The sequence below is a fragment of the Brevundimonas sp. GW821-FHT12C05 genome (assembly GCF_058807475.1).
On the sequence record NZ_JBXAQS010000001.1, the window covers coordinates 239,874 to 260,196 of the forward strand.

The 20,323-nt window shown below is 68.7% G+C and carries 23 protein-coding genes; 18 read left to right on the top strand and 5 right to left on the bottom strand.

Annotation, left to right across the window (positions count from 1 at the left end; genetic code table 11):
• Positions 1–307 precede the first annotated feature (307 nt).
• Together AC1RRF_RS01085 and AC1RRF_RS01090 are read right to left on the bottom strand one after the other, a co-directional pair.
• Complete coding sequence (locus AC1RRF_RS01085; protein ID WP_492832000.1) at positions 308–1,291, bottom strand: alpha/beta hydrolase; 984 nt, start codon at positions 1,289–1,291, stop codon at positions 308–310.
• A gap of 56 nt (positions 1,292–1,347) precedes the next feature.
• Complete coding sequence (locus tag AC1RRF_RS01090) at positions 1,348–3,204, bottom strand: ABC-F family ATP-binding cassette domain-containing protein (protein WP_492832002.1); 1,857 nt, start codon at positions 3,202–3,204, stop codon at positions 1,348–1,350.
• 52 nt (positions 3,205–3,256) lie between these two features.
• On the opposite strand from AC1RRF_RS01090, the gene AC1RRF_RS01095 reads away from it, so the two are divergent.
• Positions 3,257–3,835, top strand: coding sequence for a TetR/AcrR family transcriptional regulator (locus tag AC1RRF_RS01095; protein ID WP_492832004.1), 579 nt, complete (start codon positions 3,257–3,259; stop codon positions 3,833–3,835).
• Positions 3,832–4,170 (top strand): DMT family transporter, encoded by a 339-nt coding sequence (locus tag AC1RRF_RS01100; protein ID WP_492832006.1) that lies wholly within the window; start codon positions 3,832–3,834, stop codon positions 4,168–4,170. The genes AC1RRF_RS01095 and AC1RRF_RS01100 overlap by 4 nt, the downstream gene beginning before the upstream one ends.
• Before the next feature lie 3 nt (positions 4,171–4,173).
• On the opposite strand, the gene AC1RRF_RS01105 is transcribed toward AC1RRF_RS01100, so the two are convergent.
• Positions 4,174–6,030 (bottom strand): J domain-containing protein, encoded by a 1,857-nt coding sequence (locus AC1RRF_RS01105; RefSeq protein WP_492832008.1) that lies wholly within the window; start codon positions 6,028–6,030, stop codon positions 4,174–4,176.
• Complete coding sequence (locus AC1RRF_RS01110) at positions 6,021–7,727, bottom strand: Hsp70 family protein (RefSeq protein WP_492832010.1); 1,707 nt, start codon at positions 7,725–7,727, stop codon at positions 6,021–6,023. Before AC1RRF_RS01110 ends, AC1RRF_RS01105 begins: the two co-directional genes overlap by 10 nt.
• Before the next feature lie 88 nt (positions 7,728–7,815).
• On the opposite strand from AC1RRF_RS01110, the gene AC1RRF_RS01115 reads away from it, so the two are divergent.
• The 4 genes from AC1RRF_RS01115 to AC1RRF_RS01130 all read left to right on the top strand — a co-directional run bounded on the left by AC1RRF_RS01115 (position 7,816) and on the right by AC1RRF_RS01130 (position 10,287).
• Positions 7,816–8,283 carry a YcgN family cysteine cluster protein gene (locus AC1RRF_RS01115; RefSeq protein WP_492312446.1) on the top strand — a complete coding sequence of 156 codons (468 nt, stop codon included), beginning with the start codon at positions 7,816–7,818 and terminating at the stop codon, positions 8,281–8,283.
• Between the two features lie 170 nt (positions 8,284–8,453).
• Entirely contained in the window at positions 8,454–9,614 is a 1,161-nt protein-coding gene (locus AC1RRF_RS01120; RefSeq protein WP_492832013.1) for a phage portal protein, read from the top strand.
• A 2-nt stretch (positions 9,615–9,616) separates the two neighbouring features.
• Positions 9,617–9,844 (top strand): hypothetical protein, encoded by a 228-nt coding sequence (locus tag AC1RRF_RS01125; RefSeq protein WP_492834120.1) that lies wholly within the window; start codon positions 9,617–9,619, stop codon positions 9,842–9,844.
• Positions 9,841–10,287: an HK97 family phage prohead protease gene (locus tag AC1RRF_RS01130; protein ID WP_492832015.1), complete on the top strand. Its 447-nt coding sequence runs from the start codon at positions 9,841–9,843 to the stop codon at positions 10,285–10,287. Before AC1RRF_RS01125 ends, AC1RRF_RS01130 begins: the two co-directional genes overlap by 4 nt.
• Here AC1RRF_RS01130 and AC1RRF_RS01135 read toward each other — a convergent pair.
• Complete coding sequence (locus AC1RRF_RS01135; RefSeq protein WP_492832017.1) at positions 10,271–11,062, bottom strand: hypothetical protein; 792 nt, start codon at positions 11,060–11,062, stop codon at positions 10,271–10,273. The genes AC1RRF_RS01130 and AC1RRF_RS01135 overlap by 17 nt on opposite strands.
• A gap of 109 nt (positions 11,063–11,171) precedes the next feature.
• Between AC1RRF_RS01135 and AC1RRF_RS01140 the strand changes: the two genes are divergently transcribed.
• The 12 genes from AC1RRF_RS01140 to AC1RRF_RS01195 all read left to right on the top strand — a co-directional run bounded on the left by AC1RRF_RS01140 (position 11,172) and on the right by AC1RRF_RS01195 (position 20,304).
• On the top strand, positions 11,172–12,395 hold the full coding sequence (locus AC1RRF_RS01140; RefSeq protein ID WP_492832019.1) for a phage major capsid protein: 1,224 nt from the start codon (positions 11,172–11,174) through the stop codon (positions 12,393–12,395).
• Positions 12,396–12,487: 92 nt separating this feature from the next.
• Complete coding sequence (locus AC1RRF_RS01145) at positions 12,488–12,754, top strand: head-tail connector protein (protein ID WP_492832021.1); 267 nt, start codon at positions 12,488–12,490, stop codon at positions 12,752–12,754.
• Positions 12,751–13,059 (top strand): phage head-tail adapter protein, encoded by a 309-nt coding sequence (locus AC1RRF_RS01150; RefSeq protein ID WP_492832023.1) that lies wholly within the window; start codon positions 12,751–12,753, stop codon positions 13,057–13,059. The genes AC1RRF_RS01145 and AC1RRF_RS01150 overlap by 4 nt, the downstream gene beginning before the upstream one ends.
• Positions 13,056–13,454: a DUF3168 domain-containing protein gene (locus AC1RRF_RS01155; protein ID WP_492832025.1), complete on the top strand. Its 399-nt coding sequence runs from the start codon at positions 13,056–13,058 to the stop codon at positions 13,452–13,454. The genes AC1RRF_RS01150 and AC1RRF_RS01155 overlap by 4 nt, the downstream gene beginning before the upstream one ends.
• Before the next feature lie 17 nt (positions 13,455–13,471).
• Entirely contained in the window at positions 13,472–13,882 is a 411-nt protein-coding gene (locus AC1RRF_RS01160) for a phage major tail protein, TP901-1 family (protein WP_492832027.1), read from the top strand.
• Positions 13,882–14,172, top strand: coding sequence for a GTA-gp10 family protein (locus tag AC1RRF_RS01165; protein WP_492832029.1), 291 nt, complete (start codon positions 13,882–13,884; stop codon positions 14,170–14,172). The genes AC1RRF_RS01160 and AC1RRF_RS01165 overlap by 1 nt, the downstream gene beginning before the upstream one ends.
• Positions 14,169–14,345: a phage tail assembly chaperone gene (locus AC1RRF_RS01170; protein WP_492832031.1), complete on the top strand. Its 177-nt coding sequence runs from the start codon at positions 14,169–14,171 to the stop codon at positions 14,343–14,345. The genes AC1RRF_RS01165 and AC1RRF_RS01170 overlap by 4 nt, the downstream gene beginning before the upstream one ends.
• Positions 14,338–14,865: a phage tail tape measure protein gene (locus AC1RRF_RS01175; RefSeq protein ID WP_492832033.1), complete on the top strand. Its 528-nt coding sequence runs from the start codon at positions 14,338–14,340 to the stop codon at positions 14,863–14,865. Before AC1RRF_RS01170 ends, AC1RRF_RS01175 begins: the two co-directional genes overlap by 8 nt.
• Positions 14,865–15,488 carry a phage distal tail protein, Rcc01695 family gene (locus AC1RRF_RS01180; RefSeq protein ID WP_492832035.1) on the top strand — a complete coding sequence of 208 codons (624 nt, stop codon included), beginning with the start codon at positions 14,865–14,867 and terminating at the stop codon, positions 15,486–15,488. Before AC1RRF_RS01175 ends, AC1RRF_RS01180 begins: the two co-directional genes overlap by 1 nt.
• A 3-nt stretch (positions 15,489–15,491) precedes the next feature.
• Positions 15,492–16,142, top strand: coding sequence for a phage/gene transfer agent baseplate hub protein (locus AC1RRF_RS01185; RefSeq protein ID WP_492832037.1), 651 nt, complete (start codon positions 15,492–15,494; stop codon positions 16,140–16,142).
• A complete protein-coding gene (locus AC1RRF_RS01190; protein ID WP_492832039.1) occupies positions 16,139–16,594 on the top strand; it encodes an NlpC/P60 family protein in 456 nt (151 codons plus the stop codon). The genes AC1RRF_RS01185 and AC1RRF_RS01190 overlap by 4 nt, the downstream gene beginning before the upstream one ends.
• Positions 16,595–16,599: 5 nt before the next feature.
• Positions 16,600–20,304, top strand: a complete 3,705-nt coding sequence (locus AC1RRF_RS01195) for a baseplate multidomain protein megatron (RefSeq protein WP_492832041.1) — start codon at positions 16,600–16,602, stop codon at positions 20,302–20,304.
• Positions 20,305–20,323: the final 19 nt, after the last annotated feature.

Below are 20,323 nucleotides of genomic sequence, written 5' to 3' on the forward strand. Positions count from 1 at the left end.
CCCGTTACGATCCGAAGACCGCCCGTAGCGTCGGGTCAGAGAGCCGGGCCGGTTCGCTTTGAGCCCCGGGTCTCCCCGGATTTCCGCGCCGCCGTGTCCCTCGGCCTGATCAAGCTCGCTCCAAATCCGGGATCCAGCAAGCACCCCGAATCATCCGGTTGTGGACGGTTTTCGGGATAAAACTTGTCCGAACCCTGTATCGACTTTCGCGCAACGACGAATTTCTTCGAATTGTGAAGCTATTGCGGCGTTATTCACAGGGGCGCGAAACAGGGTCAATTCTGATCTGAATTGCCCGGAAATTCGCTCAACCGGGGACGGTGCGGTCCAGCCAGTCGCTGATTTCCCTGAGCGCTCGCCGGGCGACGGGGCCGCCGAAATGGATGAAGCCGTGCGGGGCGAGAGGAATTTCGATCAACTCCGAGGGCGCGGCGGCGGACCAGGCCTCGGCCATCAGCAGGCTGTCGTCGCGCAGCGGATCCAGATCTCCGGCGATGAAGAGAGCGGGCGGCAGATCGCGCATAGGGGCGTGCAGCGGGGAGACGTCGGGACGACGGCGTCCCGCCTCGTCGCGATCAGGCAGCAGGCGACCGAGATCGGCGGCCAGGGTCGGACCGTTGAGGAGAAGGGCGTCGCGGCTCGCGGCGCGGACGGACGGCGTGCCGCTCAAATCGTAGACGCCATAGACGAGGACGCAGCCGCGCACCGCGCCGAGACGGCCCTCGTCGCGCAGGGTCATGGTGGTCAGGGCGGCCAGATGGGCGCCGGCGGATTGGCCGCAAATGAAGACGTCGGTCGTGCCGAAGCGGGCGGCGGCGTTGTCGACCAACCAGCGCCCGGCGGCGGCGCAGTCTGAGATGGCGTGCTGGAGCAGGACGCCGCGGCTTTCGCTGAGCAGGCGGTAGTCGACCGAGACGACGGCGAGGCCGGTCTCGGCGGCGATGTCGGCGTTGAGGTGATCGTTGAGGCCGGCGCTGCCGACCACCCAGCCGCCGCCGTGCATGTCGAGAACCACGCCGCGCGGCGGCCCGGGCGGATGCAGGATGCGCAGGGCGACGCCGCCGTCGGGAGAGGGGATGCGCAGGGTCTCGACGCGGACGCCGCGCCGGCGGAGCCAGGCGGCGGTCACGGTCTGGGCGGCTCCGCCGAACGCGCCGCTAGCCCATTGGCCGGCCTGTAGCCGCCAGCCATCAGTCTTGAGGCGCGGCATGACGCCGAGAGCCGCATTGATCCGAGCCGCGGCGCGGCGTTCGGACGGGGTCAGCTCAAGACGGCGGACGACAGCGGGCATGGGAGAAGGCTAGGCCGAACGGCCGCGCTTGGCGATGCGGCGTTCGGACGCCGAAATCAGGCGCCCAGCGCGGCCTTCTTCTCTTCCAGTTCGAGCCATTCCAGTTCGGCGTTCTCGAGCTGCTCGCGTGCCTGGGCGGCGGCGGTCATGGCGCGGTCGAAGGCCTTGGGATCGCGGCTGTAGAGATCGGGGTCGGCCAGTGTGGCGTCGTGTTTGGCGATCTGGCCGGGCAGGCTTTCAAGCAGGCCTTCCAGCTCCTTGAGGCGGTGGCTGTCCTTGAACGTCAGCTTGCCGGGCTTCTTCGGCGCGGCGGCGACGGAGGCCGGGGCGGGGTTGGCCTCTGCGCGCTTGGCGGCCTCCTTGTCCTGCGGGCGCGGATTAGCGCCGGGCTGGAGGAAGCCGGGATTCTGGCGGATGAAGTCGGTCCAGCCGCCGGGCGTTTCGACGATGTCGCCGCGGCCGTTCATGGCGATGGTCGAGGTGGCCAGGCGGTCGACGAAATCACGGTCGTGGCTGACCAGGATCAGGGTGCCGTCGTAGGACTCCAGCAGCTCTTCCAGCTTGTCGAGCGTGTCCATGTCGAGGTCGTTGGTCGGCTCGTCGAGAACCAGCATGTTGGCGGGCTTGGCGAGCGCGCGGGCCAGTAGCAGGCGGTTGCGCTCGCCGCCCGAGAGCGTCGAGATCGGCTGGCGCAGCTGGGCCTCGGAGAAGAGGAAGTCCTTGGCGTAGGCGGCAACGTGTTTGGATATGCCGCGCACCAGAATGCTGTCGCCGCCGCCGGGAGTGAGAGCGTCCCACAGCGTCATGTCGGATTTCAGCCCCTCGCGGGACTGATCGAGGTAGACCGGGTCCAGATTGGCGCCGAGGCGGACACTGCCCTCGTCGGCCTGGAGCTCGCCCAGCAGGACCTTGACCAGCGTCGTCTTGCCCGCGCCGTTGGGACCGACGATGGCCAGCCGGTCGCCGCGGATGACACGGGTGGTCAGGTTCTTGAAGATGACGCGATCGCCGAAGCGCTTGCTGACGCCCTTGAGGTCGGCGACCAGCTTGCCGGAGGTGACGCCGCTGTCGACCCCGAGTTGGAGCTCGCGCGGCAGGTCCTTGACCCGATCGGCGCGGTCGGCGCGCATGGCCATCAGGGCGCGGGCGCGGCCCTCGTTGCGAGTGCGCTGGGCGGTGATGGAGCGGTAGAAGGTATAGGTCTCGGCCTCGATCTTCTTGGTCAGGCGGCGCAGGGATTCCGCCTCTTCCTCCATGACCTTGTCGGCCCAGTCGTCGAAGGCGACGAAGCCCTTGTCGAGGGTGCGGACGCGGCGGCCTTCGAGCCAGTGCACCGACTGGGTGACGCGGTTGAGGAAGGCGCGGTCGTGGCTGACGACCAGCAGGGAGAAGCGCGCCGAGAGCAGTTCGCTTTCCAGCAATTCGATGGCCAGGATGTCGAGGTGGTTGGTCGGCTCGTCGAGCAGGAGCAGGTCCGGCTCTTCGGCGAAGGCCTTGGCCAGGGCGGCGCGGCGGGTCTCGCCGCCGGACAGATTGACGGCGGGCTTGTGCGGGTCGAGGCCGAAGGTGGTCAGCCAGCTTTCGGCGGTCCAGGGCTGGGCGCCGCCCGAGGCGGCGTAGTCGAGCAGGGTGTCGCCCGTGATGTCCGGCTCCTGCGGAACATAGGCGAAGCGGACGCCGGCCTGCACCGAGCGGTCCCCGGCGTCGGGCTCGATCAGGCCCATGACCATCTTCATCAGGGTCGATTTGCCCGCTCCGTTGCGGCCGACGAGGGCGGCGCGGGTGCGCGGTTCGATAGCCATGTCGACACCGTCGAACAGCGGGCGTTGACCGTCTTGAAGACGGACATCCTTGAGGGCGACGAGGGGGGGACGGGCAGCCATGGCGGCCATATAGAGGAGGGGGCGACGCATCGCCACGGCCTTGCGCGATTGACCCATACCGTCCAGCCGGTATGTAGGCCGAATGAACATCAAGACACGCCGCCGCGCGCCCGACACCACCCGCGCCGAGATCATGGACAGGGCGTTGGAGGTTGTTGCGGAATTGGGGCCGAAGGGCTTCACCCTGGACGCGGTCGCGGCGCGCACCACGGTCAGCAAGGGCGCACTGCTGCATCATTTCCCCACCAAGATGACCCTGCTCGAAGGCGTGGTGGACCATCTGGGCGAGATGTTCAGCGCGTCGATTCTGACCGAGGCGGCGCGCGATCCGGAACCCTACGGACGGCTGGCGCGAGCCTATCTGCGGGTGACGATCAACGATGCGGTGACGTCGGAAGACGTCAGCGTCGGGCGAGCGATCCTGGCCGCCTGCGCCATCGAGCCGTCCCTGCGGGATCGCTGGTCGAAGGCGACGGCGCCCGTGCGGGCGGACGATCCCACCGATCCGGTCGGGGCGGATGACGCCCTGCTGTTGAGGCTGGTGGCCGACGGCCTGTGGATGTCGGACATCTTCGGAGTCTACGACGTGTCGCCGGAGCAGCGCAGGGCGCTGCTGTCGCTTCTGACGCCGGGCCATGTGCTGATGGAGACGGCCCGATGAATCCCCTGACCTGGGCCGCCCTGGCCGGCGCGATCGGGCTGGAAGTGGCGGGGACGACGATGCTGCAGATGTCGCAGCAGTTCACCCGGCCATGGCCGACGCTGGGCATGGGCGTCTGCTATCTAATCGCCTTCTATCTGCTGTCGATCGCGTTGAAGCAGATTCCCGTCGGTCTGGCCTACGCCATCTGGAGCGGGTTGGGGGTGGTGATGATCGCGACCATCGGGGCGGTGCTGTTCAAACAGAAGTTGGACCTGCCGGCCATGGCCGGGCTGGCGATGATCGTCGGCGGGGTGTTGGTGATCAACCTGTTCTCAAAGTCGGTCAGCCACTGACGGTCAGGCCAGCGCGCCGGGGCGGCGCTTTTTCCGCGACTTCTGGCCGGGTTCGGGGAGGAAGGCGCCGATGCCGGTGAGGGCGCCCGCGATCACCACCCAAAGGGCGAGAGCGGCCGGCGCGGTCCTGTCCATGGCCCCCATGACGCCCGAGAGGGTGACGGCGCCCAGCCAGCCGAACATGAGCCAGCCGCGCCGGAGCTGGAAAGCGGGGCCGAAGCGATCTGTCGCCAGCGCCCGATCCATGAAGGCGAAGCCGCAAACCAGTCCGATGGCGAGGCCGGGCGCGCCGATCCATGCCGTCAGCACCGCCAGGGCGCCGACAGCGACGGCGCCGCCGATCAGGGCGAGCGAGACCCGACGCTGGCGGTCTGGGCTCTGATACAGCCACTCCTGCACAATGGCATGGCCGCCGAAACGGAAGGCCAGGGTCGCGCTGACGATGGCTGCGACCAATGACGGTTGCGAGGCCGAGCCGGGCGTGAGGACGACGTACAGGACGATGGGAACGATGCCGATGAACTCAGCGATCCGGTAGCGGGACACCGGCGGAGGCGGGATGTGGGCGGTGACGATCCGCGCCCAGGCGACGATGCCCAGCCCCGCCAGCAGGATTCCCGGCCATAGCCAGTCCACGCCCGTGAAGAGGGGCGCGATCGCCAACAGGGCTGCCGAGGCGGGCGCCCAGCCCAGTCGCTTCCACAGCGGTGCGTCCCACGGATAACGGTCCGCCCATTCACGGGCCGGTTTGAGCACGCCGTTGATCCAGACCGCGCCGATCCCGGTCGCGGCGGCCAGGGCGACGATCCAGACGGCGAGGATATTGGGCAGGGTCGTTGGACCGAACACGCCGGTGCTGACGACGATCAAGGCGAGGATCATCGGTGCGATCAGCAGGCTAAGCAGGAAAAGGGCGCTGAACCGGGGATGGGCCAGACGCGCTCGCCAGGTCGCCACGGCGTCCGGATCGAGGTGGCTGTACAGGTCCGGCAGATCGTGATCGGCGCGCGAGAGCAGATCGATCACCTGCCGCGACAGGAAGGGATCAAGTCGGTCGGCGATGCGGCGGAACAGGGTCTGCTTGGTCCGCAGGGCCTTCCACGCGTCGTGGCCGGCGGTCATGGGCCGGGCAAGCTGCTGGATGATCCGGGCCGTCTCGCGGCGCTGCAGGACGGGCTGGGCGTGAGACATGTCCACGCCGACCCGACCGCTATCCCAGCCGAAGAATTTGACCGCGGGCTCGATCAGGCTGTCGGCCGCCGGGCCGCCGCGGGCGATGGCGTGCGCCAGCCAGTATTCGGTGTTCGCATGAACCCGCAGGGAGTCCATCGCGGGCGAGCGGAAGATGCGCAGCATGACGCTGAGCGCATCGCCGGAGGGGGCGGTGGTCTGGCGAAGCAGGCCTTCCAGTTGATCGCACAGGGCGGCGTGCGCCTCTTGCCGGACCTTTTCGGCCTCCAGTTCGGCGGCGACCTCAGGCGACAGCGTCGGTTCAGGCGCGAGTGGTGGAGGGACCGGGTTCCAACGATCGGCTTCGGCTGCGGCCCAGCCCTCGCCGAGGCCGTCTTCAGGCTCGCTCCAACGGTTCGCGACATCGTCGGCCCAGCGGTCGTCGGAGGTCGGGGCATCGAAGACCAGCTCCGCTTCCTTGTCGCGGGACTTCCGCGCGGGGGGGACGGCCCAGCCTCGGCGGGCCATGTCGAGAGCGCGTTCGTAGGCTTCCCGCAGGGCCTGGAAGCCCTCGGCGTCGTCTTCGGGATGGACCTCTTTCAGACGGCGGGCGTAGGCGCGGCGAACTTCGCGTTCGTCATTGGTCGGCGCGATGCCGAGGATGGACCAGATGGATCCGCCTAGAGCCACGTCTGGCCCTCGAACTGGTCGAGGACGGTGGTGAGCTGACCGATGGCATGCTCGATCTCACGCGGATCCTGGCCCTCGACCACCAGTTCGAACCGGGTGATGTGGTCGCCGAGGAACTGGCGGGTTTCGCCGAGTGCGTCCTCGTAGCAGCGGTGGCCGCGGGCGAGGACGGTCTTTACCGCATCGGAATCCCGAGGGTGTTGCTTGAGCGCGGCCAGTGCGGCGCGGCGCTTTTCGAAGTCCGGCGCGGCGGCGACCTCGTCATCGACGATCATCAGCTGACGGGTCTCGCCGGTCTTCATCACCGTGACGTCGACCTCGAGCAGGCCGTTGATGTCGTAGGTGAAACGGACGTCGGTGGCGCCATCCTCGGCGCGGCCCCCGGCGAGGGGGACCTTGATCTCACCGAGGTGGACGTTGTCGACGACGTGGCGCGACTCGCCCTGATAGATGCGCAGGATCAGCTCGCGCTGGTGATCGCGCATCGGGGCGTAGTTTTGCGTCCGACTGGCCGGGATGACGGTGTTGCGCTCGATAATCGGCGAGAAGATGCCGTCGATGATGCGCCCGTTCGGCCCCCGCTCGGCGACCTCCACTCCCAAGCTGTAGGGGCAGACGTCGGTCATGACGACTTCCTTCAGCGCCACGTCGCGGGACTTGAGTCCGGCCTGGACGGCGGCGCCGAGAGCGACGGCCTCGTCCGGATTGACGGCATTGGCGGGGAAGCGGCCGAACATGCGGGTGATGGCCTTGCGGACCACCGGCATGCGGGTCGAGCCGCCGACCAGAATGATCTCGGACAGGTCTTCGGAACGGATGCCCGCGTCGCGCAACGAACGGAGGACCGGATCGCGCAGGCGGTTGAGTAGGCCGGCGCAGAGGGTTTCGAACTCGTCGGTGCTGATCTGCCGCTCGATCGCCTGGTCCTTCCAGACGATGGACATGGTGGTCGAGGGATGTTCGGTCAGGGCGCGGCGGGCCCGTTCGGCGGCGATGCGGATGCGCTCACGCAGGGTGGGGTCGGCGCGATCCTTCTCGCTGATGTCCTTGCCGGCGGTGCGGCGGAATTCGTCGATGAGAACATCGTTGAAGTCTTCGCCGCCCAGACGGTTGTCGCCGGTGGAGGCGCGGACCTCGATCACCCCCTCGAAGATTTCAAGCACGGAGACATCGAAGGTGCCGCCGCCGAGGTCGAAGACCAAGAAGCGGCTCTCATTGCCGAGTTCGTGGATGCCGTAGGCCAGCGCCGCCGCGGTGGGCTCATTGAGCAGACGTTCGACGCGCAGGCCAGCCAGTTCGCCGGCGCGGCGGGTGGCTTTGCGCTGCTTGTCGTTGAAGTAGGCGGGGACAGTGATGACCGCCTCCGTCACCGGTTCGCCCAGATAGGCCTCGGCGTCGGCCTTAAGGCGACCGAGGACGAGAGCCGACAGTTCCTCGGCCGTGAACTCGCGGCGGCCTAGCGGTGTGGCGCGGTTGGCGCCCATGTAGCGCTTGAAGGCCGTGGCGGTGTGGCCGGGGTGGGTGGACTGACGCTCACGCGCCGCCAGGCCGACCAGGACCTCGCCCGAGGTTTCGTCGAAACTGACGGCCGAAGGCGTCAGGACGTGACCGAGGCTGTTCGGAATCAGCTCCGCCTTGCCGTCGCGAAAGACACCGACCGCGCTGTTGGTCGTGCCCAGATCGATGCCGATGATCACGCGTATCCCCCGAACGCCACTCGATTTTCCCTACCTTGACGGCGGCTTTCGGGGAAGTGCCCCGGCGACACGAGGCCATGATCGGCGTATGGAGCCGCCGATGACCGCCTTCTGGGAAACCAAGACCCTCGACCAGATGACCCGCGAACAGTGGGAAAGCCTGTGCGACGGCTGCGGCCTGTGCTGCCTGGTGCGGTTCGAGGACGAGGACACCGGCGAGGTGATCCCGACGCGGGTGCACTGCAAGCTGTTCGATCCAGTGCGTTGCACCTGCTCCGACTACGCCAACCGCAAGGAGCATGTGCCGGACTGCATCAAGCTGACGCCCTGGAATATCGAGGCGCTGGAATGGATGCCGAAGTCCTGCGCCTATCGCCGCATCCACGAGGGCCGGACCTTGGCGCCGTGGCACCACCTTGTCTCGGGTAGCCGGGAGACGGTGCATGAGGCGGGCGTTTCAGTGCGTGGGCAGACGGTGTCGGAACTGGCTCTGAAAGAGGCCGAGGACGCGCTGGACTTCGAGGCCCCCGAGTGGCGCGAAGAGCGCGGCGTCTAGGGCCGCCGCGAACCTTCGTCCGATCTGGCGCTGAAAAGCACCTGAAGATCAGCCGCTTGCAAGAATGAGTCGGCGATCTTCCAACGGTCGGACGCTGGCGCCCCATACTCTTGGCAAGACGGAAAAGACCGGCAGGCGGCGACCCCGGTTCCGAGCCAACGGAGATCACCATGCTGAACTGGCGACGGCCCTTCGGGGACCGGCGACGTGTCGCCGCGCCGGAAACCAAGGACAGTCGGGTGGGCGCCCTGATCGCGCTGGCGGGTGGCGGCCGAGCGCGTTGGACGCCGCGGGACTACGCCAGCCTGGCCACGGAGGGTTTCACCAAAAACCCGGTCGCATACCGCTGTGTGCGAATGATCGCGGAAGCGGCGGCGGCGACGCCGTTGGCGGTGTTCGCGGGCGGTGTTCGGGCCGACGATCATCCTCTGGCGACGCTTCTGGCCCGGCCTAACCAGGAGCAGTCCGGGGTGGAATGGCTGGAAGGAGTTTACGGCGCGCTGCAGACGGCGGGAAACGCCTACGTCGAAGCGGCGGGGGACTCGACGACGGACGAGCTGTGGTCGCTGCGGCCTGATCGGATGAAGGTTGTGCCGGGGCGAAGCGGCTGGCCCGAGGCTTATGAGTATTCGGTGCACGGGCGGTCGGTGACCCTGTCGCGAGCGGCGGACGGCTGGATGCCGGTGCTGCACCTGAAGCTGTTCCACCCGGTCGACGACCACTACGGCTTCTCGCCGCTGGAGGCGGCGGCCTTCGCCATCGACGTGCACAATGCGTCGGGGCAGTGGAACAAGGCGTTGCTGGACAACTCCGCACGACCGTCAGGCGCCCTGGTTTTCTCGGCGCGGGACGGCGAGCGGCTGACCGACGAGCAGTTCGTTTCCCTGAAGGCGCAGATCGATGACCTGCACAGCGGCACGGCGAATGCGGGCCGGCCGCTGGTGCTGGAGGGCGGGCTGGACTGGAAGCCGCTGAGCTGGACGCCGGCGGAGATGGATTTCATCGCCGGGAAACACGCGGCGGCGCGCGAGATCGCGCTGGCCTTCGGCGTGCCGCCGCAGCTTCTGGGTATTCCGGGAGACGCAACCTACGCCAACTATCGCGAGGCCAATGTCGCCTTCTGGCGCGGGACGGTGGCGCCTTTGGTGCGCAAGACGGCGGCGGCGCTGACCGGCTGGCTGGGCGCCCGTTTTCCGGACGTGCGGATCGAGCCGGACATGGATGCGGTGCCGGCCCTGCAGCCTGAGCGGGAGGCGCTGTGGGCGCGGCTGGAGGCGGCGAGTTTCCTGACCGACGAGGAGCGTCGGCGCATGGCCGGCGTGGGGGCTTGAGCATGGACGGCGTGCGCAAGATTCCGGTGGCCCTGATCACGACGCTGGCGGTGCAGACGATCGGCGGCCTGGTCTGGGCGGGCGGCGCGGCGGCGCGGATCGGCACCCTGGAGGACCAGGTCGCCGAACAGAGGCTGGTCGCCGAACGGCTGGCGCGTTTGGAGGCCCAGGGCGAGGCGACTCGGGCGGCGATGGACCGGATCGAGCGACGGCTGGAGACGCAACGATGAGCCGGCTGGCGGAACGGCCGACGTCGGCCTTGTCGGAAGCGGTGGTCATCGAAGGTTACGCTTCGCTATGGGGCGTGGCCGACCTGAACCGGGACGTGGTGGCGAAGGGAGCGTTCGAGGCCAGCCTGGCCAGGATCGGCGCGGGCGGGGTGCGGATGCTGCACCAGCATGAGGGGCGGGCGGTGGTCGGCCTCTGGGACCGGATGATAGAGGACGATCGCGGCCTGTTCGTCAGTGGGCGGATCATGGACTGGTCGGCCGAGGCGCGGTTCGCGGGCGCGTTGGCGAAGGCCGGAGCGATGGATGGGCTGTCCATCGGTTTTCGCGCGGTTAGGGCCCGGCGCGACGGGGGGCTGCGGGTGCTGACAGAGGTGGATTTGTGGGAGGTGTCGCTGGTGACCTTCCCGATGCTGCCGGGCGCGCGGTTCAGTCCGTCCCGATGACCCGGGACGTTTGCCATCCATCGACCACCTTGCGGACGGCTGAGAGGACCTTCGGCTGTTTCACGGCCCGGCCCGCGAGGACGGCGAAGAAGACGCCCAGGGCGAACGGCAGGCGGAAGACGAACACGAGCAGGAGGGAGATCACGCCGATCAGGGCCCAGAGCCCGATCAGCAGCGACATCTGGTCCGTGGGAATCCGGGGTTGGGGCATGGGCTCGGGCGTCAGGAGCGAGGCCGGGAGGTGGCGCGGTGGCGCATCGACCTGCTGAACCCGCTGGAGCGCGCCGACATTGACGAGCGGGGGCGGTTCGATCGACCGGGCGGCGGGGTCATGGTCGTTGTGACGATGCAGGTCGAGCAAGGGGCTGGGCGGCATCTGCCGGGCCGGCTCGAAGGGAATGGAGTGGCCCTGGGCGTTGACGGTGAAGACCTGGTCGAAGGCCACGGTCGAGAAGTCGATGGCGCGAGTGTCTTGACCGTAGCTGTCGCCCATGAGGCCGAGCAGGACGCCATGGCGGACGCGGGCCTTGAAGGCGATCGGATCGGGCAGGTGGCCGACCATGACGTGGACCGTGCCGAAGTCCCCAGTCGGGCCCGTGGCCGGCGCCGGCCGAGTGCGATCGACGATCATCTCGGTGAACAGGCCGAAGCCGGAATTGCGACGCTGGCTGGGCCGGCTTTCCTCGAACTGGCCCGCCAGATCAGGAATCTCCGTGCGGAGGTCGTGGGCCAGGGCGTCCATGACGGCCCGTTCGAGACGGGTGTAGCGGCTCATCGGACGGCTCCCGGGAGCGCGGCCGTGAGGCGGGCGAGACGAAGAGTTCCGGGGCGGTTCACGTCCCGACCCTAACCGCGATCGGCGGTTCTTCAACACCGGAGACAGAATGAAAGAGACCAAACAGGCCCCGGCCACGCCGGAGGCGCGCGCCGCCATGCACGAAATGATGGCCGCGTTCGAGGCGTTCAAAGGCGCCAACGACACGCGGCTGGACGAGATCGAGCGCAAGGCGGCGGCCGATACGCTGCTGGAAGAGAAGGTGGCGCGCATCGACCAGGCGGTCGCCAACGCTCAGGCGCGGCTGGATCGAGTGGTCAGCGAGGGACGCCGACCGCCGCTTGGGGCTGAACCCAAAACGATCGAAGCGCCCGAGGCCAAGGCGGCCTTCGACGGCTATCTGCGCGCGGGCGGATCGTTCGGGCTGGAGTTGAAGGCGGGATTGTCATCGGCGTCGAACTCGGCCGGCCACGTGGTTCCCGAGCAGACCGAGCGGGCCATCGAGCGACGGCTGATGGCGGGGTCGCCGATGCGCGAAATATCGACGGTGCGGACAGTGCAGGCGGGCGTGTTCCGCAAGCCGGTGTCCATCGCCGGCGTGGGCTCGGGCTGGGTGGCGGAGACGGCGGCGCGACCCGAGACCGATCCGGCGACGCTGGCGCTGCTGGAGTTCCCGTCGGCCGACCTCTACGCCTGCCCGGCGGCGACCCAGTCCTTGCTGGACGACGCCCTGGTCGATCTGGATGAGTGGCTGGCCGCGGAGGTCGAGGACGCCTTCGCCGCACAGGAGACCCAGGCTTTCGTCAACGGTGACGGGAGCAACAAACCGCGCGGCTTCCTGAACTACACGATCGTCGCGGATGCGGATCAGGACTGGGGCGAGATCGGCTACGTCGCCTCAGGCGCGGCGGGCGCCTTCGCACCGACCAGTCCGGCGGATCGCCTCATCGATCTGATCTATGCGCCCAAGGCCCAGTATCGACCCAACGCCCGCTTTGTGATGAACCGGCGCACGGTCTCGGCGGTGCGCAAGTTCAAGGACGCGGACGGCAACTACATCTGGCAGCCGGCGCAGCGGGCGGGCGAGACGGCCTCGCTGCTGGGCTATCCGGTCACCGAGATCGAGACGATGCCGAACATCGCCGCCAATGCGGCGGCGATCGCGTTCGGCGACTTCCGGCGCGGCTATCTGATCGTCGACCGGGCGGGGGTGCGGGTGCTGAGGGACCCGTACTCGGCCAAGCCCTATGTGCTGTTCTACACCACCCGGCGTGTCGGCGGCGGGGTGCAGGACTTCGACGCGATCAAGGTGATGAAGTTCAGCGCGACCTAAGGCGCTGAGGGAGTGAGTAGTCGGTGGCGGGTGGCGAGAGGATCGCCGCTCGCCATCCATCGTTCGCCACCATCAAGCAAAACGAGGTCGATATGACCGCACCGGTGTCCCTCACCGAGGCGAAGCTGTTCCTGCGCGTCGAGCACGGCGCCGAGGATGGGCTGATCCAGACATTGATCGACGCCGCTCGGGCGCGGGTCGAGAGCGACGTGGGCCTGGCCCTGACCTCCACCTCGCCCGCCCCGCTGCGGCTGGCGATCCTGATGCTGACGCTACGCGCCTATGAGCGGGACGAGACCGAGATGCCGATCCAGCCGGTCGAGGCCTGGCTGGCGCCGTATCGCGAGGCGCGGCTGTGATCGCCGCGCGCCTGCCGCTGTTGGCCCAGGTGTTCGAGGTCATCGAGGCGGAAACTCCGTATGGCGGTCGCAGCCTGACCTATGAACCGATCGGTTCGGCCTGGATCCGGCCGGGGCCGGCGCGACGGCGGGACCGGAGCGAGGCGGGGACCCCGACGACGGTTGAGACCCTGACGGCCGAAAGCCGGTCGGATCCCCGGCTGATGGTCGGTCGCGTGCTGCGGTTCAACGGCGCGGACTGGCGGATCGTCTCGGGCGAGCCCGCCAACGGCCGGAGCATCCTCAATCTGGAGCGGACGCGATGAGCCATGAACTGGCCGTGCAGAAGGCGCTGGTCGCGCATCTGAAGAGCGACCCGGCGACCTCGGCCTTGCTGGGCGATCGGATCTGGGACGCGGCGCCACGGGAGCCGAGCTATCCGCACCTGTTGATCGGCCGCAGTGAGAGCCGGCCCGTCGCGGCGGACGGCGGCGGGATCGAGCACCTGCTGACCCTGACCATCGTGTCCCGCTTCCAGGGCGGAGAGGAGGCCAAGGCCGCCCTGGCGTCGGTCCGCGCCTGCCTGAGCGATGCAACGCTGGTGGCCGATGGGGTGCGGACGGTCAGCCTGGGCGTCCGCTTCAGCGATGTCTGGCGGTCGCCCACCGGTCCCCGAACCTATGCGGTCCTGCGCGTGCGGGCCGTGACCGAAGAGACCTGAACAGGACGGAGATTCACATGGGCGCTCAACGTGGCAAGGACATCCTGCTGAAGATCGAAAGCGAGGGCGGTGGTTTTACGACCGTGGCCGGGTTGAGGGCGCGAACCATCGCGCTGAATGCCCGGACGATCGATGCGACCGACGGCGACAGCGCCGGACGCTGGCGCGAACTGCTGTCCGGCGCCGGAGTGCGGTCGGCGGCGGTGAACGGCCAGGGCGTGTTCCGGGACGCGGCCTCGGACGCCCTGATCCGCGAGGCCTTCTTCAGCCAAGCGGCGCGAATCTGGCGTCTGATCGTGCCGGATTTCGGTCAGTTGGAGGGGCCGTTCCTGGTGGCGGCGCTGGAGTACGCCGGGGAGCACGAGGGAGAGGCGACCTTTGCGATCAGTCTGGCCAGCGCCGGCGAGATCGCCTTCGAGGCGCTGTGATGAACGGCGCGCGGGGAGAGGCGAGGGTTCGGCTGGCCGGCGAGGAACGCACGCTTTGCCTGACGCTGGGCGCGCTGGCGGAGATCGAGACGGCGCTGGGTGTCGCCGGGTTGGGTGGACTGGCGGACCGAATGCGCATGCTGTCCGCGCGCGACTTGGCGGCGGTCCTGGCGGCCCTGCTCAGAGGCGGGGGCGAGACGGCGTTGGCCGGTGACCTGGCCGCGGCGGCGATCGATCCGCGCGAGGCCGCTGAAGCGGTGGCGACGGCGTTCACGGCGGCGGCGGAATGAGCACCCGCTGGGGCGAGATGCTGCGGACCGCGGCGAGCCTGGGGATTGAGCCTACGGCCTTCTGGCGGTTGTCGCTGAGGGAATGGCGGATGCTGACGGCGCGGCCTTCCGGGCCGGAGCCCATGGGACGCGATGTGTTCGAACGACTGGCGGAGGCATGGCCGGATGAATGAGACGTTCAGGCCCGATGGGCTGGAGGATACGCCCCGACGGGTCGCGGAAGCGGCGGCGGCCCTGGACAGTCTGCGGGAACCCGCGGAGCGGGCGGCGGCGGCGGTCGAGGACGCTTTCGGCAGGGCGGCCGACGGACTGGCGCGATCGCTGGCGAGGGCGGCTGCGGATGGCGAGGTCACGCTGGCCGAGCTGGCGCGCGCCGTGCTGACGGTCGTCAATGGCGCGGGTGGCGGAGCATCGCCGGGGTTGTCGAGCGCGATCGCCAATGCGGTGTCGGGGTTGTTTTCGGGCAGCCGGGCGGACGGCGGACCGGTCTCCGGCGGGGGCGCCTATCTGGTCGGCGAGCGTGGACCGGAAGTGTTTCGCCCGATGGGTTCGGGGACGATCGAAACGGCGACGGGAAGCGCGGTGACGGTGAATGTCACCCTCGGCGGCGGCGCCCCGGGCTTGCTGCGCTCCGAGGCCCAGATCGCACAGATGCTGGCCCGGGCGGTGGCCCTGGGCGCGAGGAGGCTTTGATGTCTTTCCATGAGGTGAGGCTGCCCGCCCGTCTGGCGTTCGGATCGACGGGCGGCGTCGAGCGGCGGACCGAGGTGGTGACGCTGGGCTCAGGCCACGAGCGTCGGTCGACGCCATGGGCGGCCGGGCGGAGACGCTATCTGATCGGGGCCAACCTGCGGTCGCTGGACGACATGGCGACCTTGACGGCCTTCTTCGAGGCGCGGCGGGGGCGCCTGTACGGCTTCCGATTTCGGGATTTCGCGGACTTCAAATCCTGTGCGCCGGGCGCGAGCATCGGGGCGGGGGATCAGGTGCTGGGTCAGGGCGACGGCGGGCAAACGATCTTCACCCTGCGCAAGACCTATGGCGAGGGGCGGGAGGCGTGGAGTCGCCTAGTCGCCAAGCCGGTCGGCGGATCGGTGCGCGTGGCCGTTAATGGCGTCGAGACTTCGGCCTTCACGGTCGATACGACGACCGGTCGGGTGACGCTGGCGGCGGCTCCTGCAACCGGAGCGGCGGTCACCGCGGGGTTCGAGTTCGACACGCCCGTGCGCTTCGACTCCGACCGGATCGAGGTGACGCTGGAGAGTTTCGACGCCGGCAGGATGGCCGCCTTGCCGCTGATCGAGATCAGGATCTGAGCCATGCGCGACATTCCGAGCGAGATGGTCGCCCGTATCGAAAGCGGGGCGGCGACGCTGTGCCATGTCTGGCTGCTGACGCGTCGGGACGGCGAGCGAAAGGGCTTTACGGACCACGACCGCGACCTGGAGGTCGATGGCGTGATTTGCCGCGCGGCCAGCGGCTGGACGGCGGGGATGATGGAGAGCGCGGCCGATCGGGTCGGGACGGTCTCGGTGGCGGGTGGTCTGGATGACGCGGCGATCCGTGCGGAGGATTTGGACGTCGGCCTGTACGACGGTGCGACCATCGACCTGTGGCGGTTGGATTGGGCCAGGCCGGACCTCAAGGTACGGCTTTGGTGCGGACAGTTGGCCAGGGTGCGGCGGCAGGGCGAGGCTTTTACGGGCGAACTCGAAGGGCCGTTGGCGGCGCTGGATCGGGTCGTGGGTCGGACTTTCGGGCGCGGCTGCGACGCTGAATTGGGCGACGGTCGTTGTGGCGTGGTTCGCACGGCCTTTCCGGGCATGACCTGTGACCGGCGCTGGAAGACCTGCGTCGGAACATTCGGAAACGGGGCCAATTTCCGCGGCTTTCCTGACATTCCGGGCGATGACTTCCTCGCGGCCTCGCCTGTGGAAGGCGGTCGAAACGACGGGGGGAGCCGTCGGTGAGGGCGCGGGTGCTGGCGACCGCCCGGAGTTGGCTGGGCACGCCCTATCGGCATCAGGCCAGTATGAAGGCGCGAGGGGCGGATTGCCTGGGACTGGTGCGCGGTGTGTGGCGCGAGGTCATCGGCGCAGAACCGGAGCCTGCCCCCGCCTATGGGCCCGACTGGGCGGAAGCGGGCGGCGAGGAACTGCTGTGGGCGGCGGCGCGGCGATGGCTGGTCGAAATTCCAGTGACGCGCGCGCAGGCGGGAGACGTGCTGCTGTTTCGCATGGCGGCGGGTGTCCCGGCCAAGCATTGCGCCATCCTGAGTGATGCGACCGGCGATGGGAGGATGATCCACGCCTACTGGGGGCGGGCGGTGGTGGAGAGCTGGATGGGGCGGTGGTGGCGCCGGCGGCTGGTCGCAGCCTTCGCCTGGCCCGCGCCCAACGTCCCGGAAACAGACGGAGATTAGAGAAGATGGCGCAGGTGGTGCTGAGCGGCATTGGGCAGGCCCTGGGCGGCGCGCCGGGCGCGATGCTGGGCAATTTCATCGGCCGTGGCATCGATCAGGCGATCGTCGCGGGCCTGCAGCCGGCTCGACAACGCGGGCCGAGGCTGGAAGGCCTGAAGCTGCAGAGCACCTCGGAAGGCGCGCCGATGGCCTGTGTTCTGGGACGTGGCCGGGTGGTTGGGCAGATCATATGGGCCGCGCGCTTCCTGGAGGATCGCCACACGTCATCGGCCGGAAAGGGCGGGCCGCGTACAGTGGAGTACGGCTATTCCCTGAGCTTCGCGGTGGCGCTGTGCGAAGGCGAGATCGACGGGGTTGGAAGAATCTGGGCCGACGGCCAGCTGATGGATTTGTCCGGCGTCACTCTCCGGGTGCATCGGGGTAACGAGACCCAGGCGCCGGATCCCCTGATCGAGGCGGTTGAGGATGCGGCGCCCGCGTATCGCGGGACAGCTTATGTGGTGTTCGAGGATCTGCCTCTCGGATCGTTCGGCAATCGGATTCCGCAGTTGGCCTTCGAGGTCTTCAGGCGACCCCGGAGCGCGGAGGCGCGGCTGGAAGACCGGCTCGAGGGAGTCTGCCTGATCCCCGGCGCCGGGGAATTCGTATTGGCGACCGAGGCGGTCCTGCGGCGCGAAGGGTTGACGCGGACGACGCCGGAAAACGTCCATGGCGACGGGCGCGCCGATCTGGCGGTTTCACTGGATCAGCTCCAGGCGCAACTGCCGAATCTGAAGCGCGTCAGTTTGGTGCTCGGCTGGTTCGGTGACGACTTGCGTGCGGCGCATTGCCGGATCCGTCCCGGCGTCGAACGCATCGGGAAGGCGACCGAGCCCCTGGCCTGGTCGGTGGCCGGGCTGGGGCGGCAGAACGCGCACCTGATCTCAGCATCGAACGGCGGCCCCGCCTATGGCGGCACGCCTTCCGATGACTGCGTGCGACAGGCCGTGGCGGAACTGAAGGCCCGGGGGCTGGAAGTGACGTTGTATCCCTTTGTCTTCATGGACGTTCCGGCAGACAACACCTTGCCCGATCCATACGGCGGAGCGGCGCAGGCGGCCTATCCGTGGCGAGGGCGCCTGAAAGGGCGTGACGGTGTGACCGCGGCGGACGATGTGGCGGAGGTGTTCGGCGCGGAAGGTGGTTGGGGCCTCAGGCGTCTGGCGTTGCACTATGCAGCTCTGGCCGTGGAAGCCGGCGCCGACGGATTGCTGATCGGCTCGGAAATGCGCGGACTGACGACGACGCGTGATGCCGCCGGCAGCTTTCCTGCGGTTGGTGCATTTCGCGACCTGGCGGCCGAATGCAGAGCCGTGGTGGGGGACGACATCAAGCTGTCCTATGCCGCCGACTGGTCGGAGTACGCCGGTCCGCGCGATGGCGGAGACATCCGGTTCCACCTTGATCCGCTGTGGGCCGATCCGAACATCGATTACGTGGGCATCGACTGGTACCCGCCGCTGGGCGACTGGCGCGACGGGGATGGCGGACTGGATGCGGCGATCCACGGCGGCCCTGACGACCCCGCCTATCTGGCGGCGCAGGTCGCAGGCGGCGAGGGGTTCGACTGGTTCTATCGCGACAATGCGGATCGCGCCGCGCAGGTGCGGACCCCAATCGCCGATGGTCTGGCGGGTGAGGACTGGGTGTTTCGGGTCAAGGACCTGGCGGGCTGGTGGAGCCATCCGCATCACGAGCGGACCGGCGGGGTGCGGAGTGCGGCGCCAACGGCCTGGCTGCCCGGCATGAAGCCGGTGCGGCTGGTGGAGTTCGGCTGTGCCGCGGTGGACCGGGGCGGCAATGCGCCGAACCTGTTTCAGGACCCAAAAAGCACCGAGAGCGCCCTGCCGCCGTTCTCAACCGGGGCGAGGGACGACCGGATGCAACGGCGCGCACTTGAGGCGGTGCTGGGCCATTTCGCGACGAGCAACCCGCTGTCTTCCATCTACGGCGGGCCGATGCTGGAAGCCGCTGACGCCTGGTGCTGGGACGCCCGGCCATGGCCGGCCTTCCCCGGCCGCGACGATGTCTGGGCCGATGCATCAGGCTGGCGCTGCGGCCATTGGCTGAATGGCCGGCTGCATGGCGAGACGCGGGACCTGATCCACGCGGTGCTGGAAAGAGGCGGGCTGGACGCGTTCGAGATCGGCGCGGTGACGGGTCAGATGGATGGATATGTCGTCGACCGGCCGATGCGGTTGCGCGACGCGCTCGAACCTCTGCTGGCGGGTCTCGGGATGCGGCTGGTCGAACGAGGCGGGCGTGTCGCCGTGATCGGCGATGAACCGGTGATGGCGACCCTTCAGGCCAAGGCCCTCGCCTTGCCGGACGAGGGAAGCGCCGTCAGCGTGGAACGAAGCTTGGAGCCGCGTCCGGCCATCGCGCGGGTGCGGTTCATCGACGGCGCGCGGGACTATCAAATCGGCTCGGTCCTGGCGCGCACCGCCGGCGACGACGGGAGCGTCAATCTCGACCTGCCCGCGGTGTGCGGTCCGGCGCTGGCCTACGCGGCGGCGGAACGCGCTTTGATCGAGGGCGAGGGAGAGCGCCTGAAGGCGGTGCTCGGCCCGGTTGAGGCCTTAAGGCTGGAGCCCGGCGATGTCGTCACCGTCGAAGGATGGAGCGGGCTCTGGCGCGTCGGCGGTCTCGATATCGCAGAGACGGCGTCGGCGACGCTGGAACCGGTTCGAACGGTTCACCCCGGCGAGGACATGACGGTTCCGGATCGTCCCGATGATGGCGCGGTGGTCGGCGCACCCTTCTTCCGCATGCTTGATCTACCGCCCTTGCCGGGCGCGGAAGACGCCGCGGGTCCACTGGCGGTGGTCGCCGCGGAGCCTTGGCGGCCGATGCAGGTCCGGGCGGGGGTGTCGACCGACGCCCTGACCTTGCGTGCAGACATCGACCGGCCCGCGACGGTGGGCGTCCTGACCGCGCCCCTGCCGTCCGGTCCGCGGCATCGCTGGGACGAAATCTCGGTCCTGATGGTTCGGGTCGAGGGACGGGCGCCGGAGAGTCGAAGCGACGCCGCAGTGCTGGCCGGGGCCAATACGGTCGCAGTCGAGACTCCTGCGGGATGGGAGTTGCTCCAGTTCCGGCGGGCGGACCTGCTCGGTGACGGCGTATGGCGACTTTCGGGATTGCTCAGGGGGCAGCAGGGCGCAGAAGGGGCGATGCGGGCGGGCGCCGGCGCCGGAGCCGTCGCAGTGCTGTTGGACACCGCCCCGCCTAAGGTGCTGTCGCCTCGGTCGGAGCGCGGTCTGCCGTTGATCTGGCGTGCGGGGCCGACCGGCCTGCCAGGCGGGCGGGGCGTCAGCGACCTTCATTGGACGCCAACGGGGGTGCATGACCGGCCGTGGAGCCCGGCGCACCTGCGATGCCGGGCGCGATCGGAAGGCGGCTATGACCTGACCTGGATTCCGCGCGCCCGTCTCGATGGGGATCGTTGGGATGGTGAAGTCGCCGCGAGCGATCCTTCGCGGTTCCGGGTTCAAATCATTCACGAGGGGACGCCTGTCAGGACCTTTGAGGTCGAGGCGCAAGCGGCCGTCTACGCGGGTTCTGACCTTGTGGCCGATTTCCCGGCGGGGCTTCCCGAAGGCGTGATGATCTCCGTGGCGCAGTGGGGCGAAGGCTATGGTTGGGGTGAGCCCGCGACCGTGATGCTCTGAATTCGTCCTTGAACGACGG

Bases quoted from the DNA above. Each gene is read 5' to 3' on its own strand.
- AC1RRF_RS01085 (WP_492832000.1), bottom strand. From the start codon at position 1,291: ATGCCCGCTGTCGTCCGCCGTCTTGAGCTGACCCCGTCCGAACGCCGC.
- AC1RRF_RS01090 (WP_492832002.1), bottom strand. From the start codon at position 3,204: ATGCGTCGCCCCCTCCTCTATATGGCCGCCATGGCTGCCCGTCCCCCC.
- AC1RRF_RS01095 (WP_492832004.1), top strand. From the start codon at position 3,257: ATGAACATCAAGACACGCCGCCGCGCGCCCGACACCACCCGCGCCGAG.
- AC1RRF_RS01100 (WP_492832006.1), top strand. From the start codon at position 3,832: ATGAATCCCCTGACCTGGGCCGCCCTGGCCGGCGCGATCGGGCTGGAA.
- AC1RRF_RS01115 (WP_492312446.1), top strand. From the start codon at position 7,816: ATGGAGCCGCCGATGACCGCCTTCTGGGAAACCAAGACCCTCGACCAG.
- AC1RRF_RS01120 (WP_492832013.1), top strand. From the start codon at position 8,454: ATGCTGAACTGGCGACGGCCCTTCGGGGACCGGCGACGTGTCGCCGCG.
- AC1RRF_RS01125 (WP_492834120.1), top strand. From the start codon at position 9,617: ATGGACGGCGTGCGCAAGATTCCGGTGGCCCTGATCACGACGCTGGCG.
- AC1RRF_RS01130 (WP_492832015.1), top strand. From the start codon at position 9,841: ATGAGCCGGCTGGCGGAACGGCCGACGTCGGCCTTGTCGGAAGCGGTG.
- AC1RRF_RS01135 (WP_492832017.1), bottom strand. From the start codon at position 11,062: ATGAGCCGCTACACCCGTCTCGAACGGGCCGTCATGGACGCCCTGGCC.
- AC1RRF_RS01140 (WP_492832019.1), top strand. From the start codon at position 11,172: ATGAAAGAGACCAAACAGGCCCCGGCCACGCCGGAGGCGCGCGCCGCC.
- AC1RRF_RS01145 (WP_492832021.1), top strand. From the start codon at position 12,488: ATGACCGCACCGGTGTCCCTCACCGAGGCGAAGCTGTTCCTGCGCGTC.
- AC1RRF_RS01155 (WP_492832025.1), top strand. From the start codon at position 13,056: ATGAGCCATGAACTGGCCGTGCAGAAGGCGCTGGTCGCGCATCTGAAG.
- AC1RRF_RS01160 (WP_492832027.1), top strand. From the start codon at position 13,472: ATGGGCGCTCAACGTGGCAAGGACATCCTGCTGAAGATCGAAAGCGAG.
- AC1RRF_RS01165 (WP_492832029.1), top strand. From the start codon at position 13,882: ATGAACGGCGCGCGGGGAGAGGCGAGGGTTCGGCTGGCCGGCGAGGAA.
- AC1RRF_RS01170 (WP_492832031.1), top strand. From the start codon at position 14,169: ATGAGCACCCGCTGGGGCGAGATGCTGCGGACCGCGGCGAGCCTGGGG.
- AC1RRF_RS01175 (WP_492832033.1), top strand. From the start codon at position 14,338: ATGAATGAGACGTTCAGGCCCGATGGGCTGGAGGATACGCCCCGACGG.
- AC1RRF_RS01180 (WP_492832035.1), top strand. From the start codon at position 14,865: ATGTCTTTCCATGAGGTGAGGCTGCCCGCCCGTCTGGCGTTCGGATCG.
- AC1RRF_RS01185 (WP_492832037.1), top strand. From the start codon at position 15,492: ATGCGCGACATTCCGAGCGAGATGGTCGCCCGTATCGAAAGCGGGGCG.
- AC1RRF_RS01195 (WP_492832041.1), top strand. From the start codon at position 16,600: ATGGCGCAGGTGGTGCTGAGCGGCATTGGGCAGGCCCTGGGCGGCGCG.